Source organism: Aminobacter sp. P4_D5 (assembly GCF_056401815.1).
Window position 1 is genome coordinate 1 of sequence record NZ_JBFUIP010000269.1, and the last position, 5,139, is coordinate 5,139.

Annotated in this window: 4 protein-coding genes and 1 pseudogene; 3 read left to right on the plus strand and 2 right to left on the minus strand. The window is 56.1% G+C overall.

Going from position 1 to position 5,139, the window contains the following annotated elements; genetic code table 11:
• Positions 1 to 223: helix-turn-helix domain-containing protein (locus AC1DWF_RS30135; protein WP_476842429.1), on the minus strand; the 223-nt coding region annotated here is incomplete at its 3' end.
• A 483-nt stretch (positions 224 to 706) separates the two neighbouring features.
• The gene (locus tag AC1DWF_RS30140) at positions 707 to 1,759 is read right to left on the minus strand and encodes an AraC family transcriptional regulator (RefSeq protein WP_476804295.1); all 1,053 of its coding nucleotides are present in this window, start codon (positions 1,757 to 1,759) and stop codon (positions 707 to 709) included.
• Positions 1,760 to 2,739: 980 nt separating this feature from the next.
• Between AC1DWF_RS30140 and AC1DWF_RS30145 the strand changes: the two genes are divergently transcribed.
• The 3 genes and pseudogenes from AC1DWF_RS30145 to AC1DWF_RS30155 all read left to right on the plus strand — a co-directional run.
• A complete protein-coding gene (locus tag AC1DWF_RS30145) occupies positions 2,740 to 3,102 on the plus strand; it encodes a helix-turn-helix domain-containing protein (RefSeq protein WP_476786416.1) in 363 nt (120 codons plus the stop codon).
• Positions 3,103 to 3,725: 623 nt separating this feature from the next.
• A complete protein-coding gene (locus tag AC1DWF_RS30150; RefSeq protein WP_476842430.1) occupies positions 3,726 to 4,514 on the plus strand; it encodes a PDDEXK family nuclease in 789 nt (262 codons plus the stop codon).
• Positions 4,515 to 4,526: 12 nt separating this feature from the next.
• Positions 4,527 to 5,139, plus strand: a pseudogene (locus AC1DWF_RS30155) (hypothetical protein); the annotation flags it as partial.

Sequence of the window (5,139 nt, forward strand, 5' to 3'; positions counted from 1 at the left end):
GCTCAAAGCCACGCCGCCCTCGGTGGCAGAGCCTGCTCCCCAAAATGGACTCGAGCCTCTGCAAAGCTAAGCTTACTGTAGATTGCTTGTGCCAACCGGCGTTTGCGGCTGCAGTAATGCCCCTCGCATGAACTATTTCCTGAAAGTTCTTCAGTAGATTCCAGTCAAGGCGATGGCTAAATTTCTTATTGTAGTGAGCACCATTGTCATCCCAATCCTCCATCTACGGCCTCCAGTCGATATAACATTCTTGGACGAACATCAGGTGCACTCAGAACTACGAAACTCGGCGATTTGTTGTTTGCCAGTGCGTTGTTGTCTCTCGTTCCATACGGTATTATGCTTGAATTTCTCCAACTCATTGTCGACTCATTAGAAATTGCGCCGAGCGGATGGTGGGTGCTGTTTGTTGAAATTAGATTGGTGTTCGTAGCACCGGATCGACCTTGAGGCCGACTGAGTGGTATCCACGTCCCGCAACACGGTTGAGTTTGCGATACGCGACAGACGTCGCGCCGAGGGCATCATTGCCATCGGTCGAGACCCGCGTATGTCCACGTTTACCTAATCGATGACTTCCGATCTTGCTCCGTGGTGCCAAAACTTTGCTTCCAGCAGCCAAGCCTGCAGCTATCGACGAACTACGAACATTGGCTGGCATATCAACCGCAACGCGATTGGCCAAGGTCACGCAGTTCCGGTACCTTTAAGCCAAGCTAAGACTTTGTATGCGAGCCCGTCGATACTGCTGCGGGCTCTTGCCCGTCCAGCGGCGGCATGCATGGCTGAAAGCGCTGGGCTGCTGAAAGCCGAGTAGCCAGGCAATCTGAGAAGCTTGCAGGTTTTCTCCGAGATAGCGCACCGCCAGATCGCGCCGTAATTGGTCAAGGATTTCTCCAAAGCTCAACCCTTCAGCTGACAACCTACGGGCAAATGTCCTCTCACTAAGGCCAAGCCGACGTGCGACCGTCGTTGCTTGTGCTTCACCGTGCGGCAGTAGTGGCGCGATGGTGTTCTCGACCAATGTCCGAAACGGGCTGATGTTAGGTGCCCGTGTCGCGATGGCGTCCTCGCAGCTCTTCACCATCAACTCGTTGAGATAAGGGTCATAACCAACCAGAGGCAGCTCCATGACCGCAGCCTCGAAGCAAATCTCATCGACATATGCGTCGAAGCTGACGTCGCAGCCCAGGACCTGCTGCATTCTTCGGCCATCCGAGCGATGGTGAACGAAACTCACCGACTGAGGTACAATCTTGTAGCCGACAAGTTGACGGCAGAGCCGCAACATCCCGACCGCAAGGCACTCCATCAAATGTCGGTCGTCGTGACGAGATACCCCCACATAAGAAAGTCCAATGCGGCAGCCTGATCCTTGAGCTATCCGTACCACCAATGCCTCATCGGCTATCCGCACGTACCGCTCAAGGCGTTTCAGTGCATCACCGAGCCGCTCCGATGATGCAGCTACATAGTAAAGCATCCCGATTTCGCGGAGGTCGAAGTCGGACGCCAGAGTTGGCCCTATCCAGTCATTCCCCAATGCTTGGGAAGCCCGCTCAAGAAAGTCGATCACGGACTTTACCTTGACACGTTGGCGGCCCTCCAGGGCGGCGCGAGACAGGCTTGACCGGGCGAGTAAAGAACCGGCGTCTATGCCGCGACACTCGAGAAGTGCGACCGCCAAGTGAGCCGCTAAGCCAATCGAGGATGGCACCGCAGTTGGTCTCCGACGAATTGTCAGCGCTTCACCGATCACCGGGACGCCGCCGCGCAAACGACCCATGCCGCAATATGAGCCGACTGGCAGCTCAGCGCAAATGTTTGACGTCACGCAGCAAGACCTCTGCCGATCAACGCGGTAACAAGGCCCCGCCGAGACGCATTCTTTTCGGTGTGTCGAAGCACGGCACTGCGACCGAGTTGGGGGGGTCGGCGGTCTGCAGTGCCGGTTCATGCGACGCGCTGTGGTCGGCATCGGATGCCGCTCGGCCACTTGGCATATTGGGTAGAGCTCGACCAGCACACTGTTCGATAGCAAGTCGAAAAGGACGCCGCTAAGCAGAATTCTACGGAGAGGCAGAATGTCGAGTGGAAGACGACAGTCAGCGGTAGCGGCACGACGTTTTTAGTTCCTCGCCGCTGAGTATTGAACATCTCCGAGCTGTGAAGTTAACGCGGCATGGGCCTTCGGCATCTCATTGCTTCACCTCGCGGCTGGGACGAGGGTTGTCCGTCCCCATCTTCTGAACTTGAGCATTCACGGACAAGCCGAAGCGCGTTTCCCATATCAAAGGCGAGCCTGGCCACTCCAAGATGAATGCGCGCCACGGCATGGGCCGCCTCGTGGACGGCCGAACCACGGCGGCAAATAGTGCGATGGCCATTCCTAACGATCAGAATAATTCGTCCCCTACTGGGGCTCCATTCTGAGCGAAGGCAACTCCCACATTAAGTCTCGTCATGACCTCGGAGCCAACAAGGAGCTCTTCCAACGAATATCGAGCCTTCCTTTGAAGAGGACGGGCAATAGGCTCTCCTTTGGAAGTCACCTGCTGACCAGCATGACGCCGATTTGCCTTCCATGTAGACCTCACGAATGCCTCCGAGCTATGCCCCACATAAATGGCATATCCTCTGCCTCTTTGCCATCAGGTGCTTGCCGTGCCTACAGGCTGGCTGCCATAATCGATCAAATGTGATAGTTAAAGAGCACACAGCGACCATAAGGCATCAAATATGACAGCTGCTACAGACTACTCCGTTGCATCAACGACCCAGATCCTGGGGAATCTTGGGCGCAGATTTGCGTCTAATCGACTAGCCAAGAATATGACCCAAGCTCAGTTGGCAGAGGCCGCTGGAATTGGAGAAGCCACTGTCGCGCGGCTTGAGAAAGGCTCTGCCTCTTCGATAGACACAGTAGTTCGCGTGATGCTGGCCTTGGGGCTAAGGTCTCATCTGGAATCGCTCCTCCCCGACCCATCCATTCGCCCGATCGAACGTGTTCGCTTGCAAGGACGGGAGCGGCGCAGGGCTCGACCCAAAAAGATCGCTTCGAACTCGGTGCCGTTTGAGTGGGGCGACGAAGAGGACGGCTAACGCACCTTCAGCTGGTTTGATTGAGGCCTGTTTGTAGGCTTCCATCTGAGTATTGCTCTGCTTGGCCATTAACTATATTCGATCGGCTGTGTTTTTGGATCTTGCCAAATATTCTGGCCGCTGCCATAAGCCGCTTCCCGACGTTCGCTCGGGCAGGACAGGACCTTAAGAATGACTGCGAAAATCATATCGATAACTGTGTGGGACGCCCGCACGACCGCCTAACGGCTTCGGTATGATTCACCGATGCTGAAGCGTCGGTTCTCAGTTCTCCCACCTCAACATCACCAAATATGGCGTTGGCCTTCAACGTGTTGACGTTCAACACGCAGGCCGACCTTGCCATGTCTAGTCGCCTCGTCTGACGCTCCCGCGTCAGCGCATTCCTGTCGTCCAACTCTCGTAGATTTGGGCATTCCAACCCGCCGTCAACAACGGCCAGCCAAAGGAGGCATGAAATGAAAGTATCCGCCATCGCCGCCTCCCGCGGACCCCAAGCACAGCTCCGAATAGCAGTCTGACGCTCGAACTTTCATCCAGATCAAGCGCTGCGGAGATCTCAACCATCTCCGAATTCAGACCACTCGGCCGCCATCGCGCGCCGACAACAGGAGATTTGTGCCATGTCGAACAAAAAACTGCCCCCTCACCTACGCCGCCCCGAAAGCGAATCGAGCCAGCCTCGCCGCAAACACGGTCGACAGATGATGAATGCCAAACTGACCTCTCCCACTGCTCGGGCGGGCCAACTGTGGGTTCCTCCTTCCGAGTCGCTGGCTGCGCGAAAGTTCAGCTTGCGTAGCAGGAGCTCTTTCCGAGGCACGATCGTCAATCCTCGCACCAATCGGGAAATGCACTACGAAAGCACGCTGGAACGCGACGCAATGTACATTCTCATGGCACGTCCCGACGTTGCTGAAATTCGCGATCAACCTCCTGCGATCCCGTACTTCGACAGAGATCTGCGTCGAYGCCATCATTGGTTTGACCTTGAGGTGCGCCTTCATTGCGGCAGGCGCTACGCGTTTGCAATCAAACCGGAGAAGCAGGTTGCTAAAAGTGGCATCCTCGACACCCTTCAACTGATCCGCGAACAGCGTCCAAGGGGCTGCGCTGATGTGGTGGCGCTGCGGACTGAACAGCAGATCACGAGAGCCAGGGCATCAAACGCACGCCTGATCGTTCGCGCGAACGGCTGCCGCGTCGAAACCGACGTGGACCTGATCTGGTCGTTTGCGCAGTCGCTCCAAAGACCAGTCCGGATCGCTGAAATCCTGGCGGCCACCATCCCTGATGCTCTGGGCTTAATGGCCGTGGTCTGCCTGATTGGTGACGGTCTCTTAGTGCCGATCGGAAACGGCCACATCACCCATGAGACGCACGTGCGTCTTCCTGGCGAAGCAGCGAATTGAGGGGATCACGGTATGGCCAACAACAATATTGCCCCACGTATGGCGTTCGGCACCTACGACAAGATCGTCATCGATGGGATTGGCTACGAACCCGTATCCAGTGACCAAGACAGTCACATCTTGCGCAACTACGCCACGGGCGAGCTGACCAGTCCCTTTTCGCATGAAGAGCTGTTCGTGCTCCGCAATGCTGGTCGTATGCAGCGGGTTGCAAACGGATATTACCGTGCGCTGGTTGCTTCCCAACGACGCAAGGAACTCAACCAGGTTCGCATCTCGGATCTCAGCAAGCCACAGCAAGCGAAATTGCTGTGGCGAAAGGAGTATTGTGATCGGTTTCTCCGCCTGGAGGCAGCGCGCAAAGCAAGTCGCTCCGACGAGTCCATTCAAGAAGCGATCAAAGAGATTGCGCCTGCCGTGAACGGCATGGAAATCAACGCCGTTGCGAAATCCAAGCGTTGTGGCACGGAGGTAACCGTGCGCCGACCGCCAAGTCCTACCGCCCTGCGCAAGTGGCTGCGGAAATACGAAGCTTGGGGTTACGATCCGATCGTACTGCGAGATTCCTATGGTCTTAGCGGCAATCGACGTGCGCGCCTTTCGAGTGAAATCTACGACCTTCTGA

What these genes read in the sequence shown, in the direction of transcription:
- AC1DWF_RS30145 (WP_476786416.1), top strand. Translation starts at nt 2,740, where the DNA reads ATGACAGCTGCTACAGACTACTCCGTTGCATCAACGACCCAGATCCTG.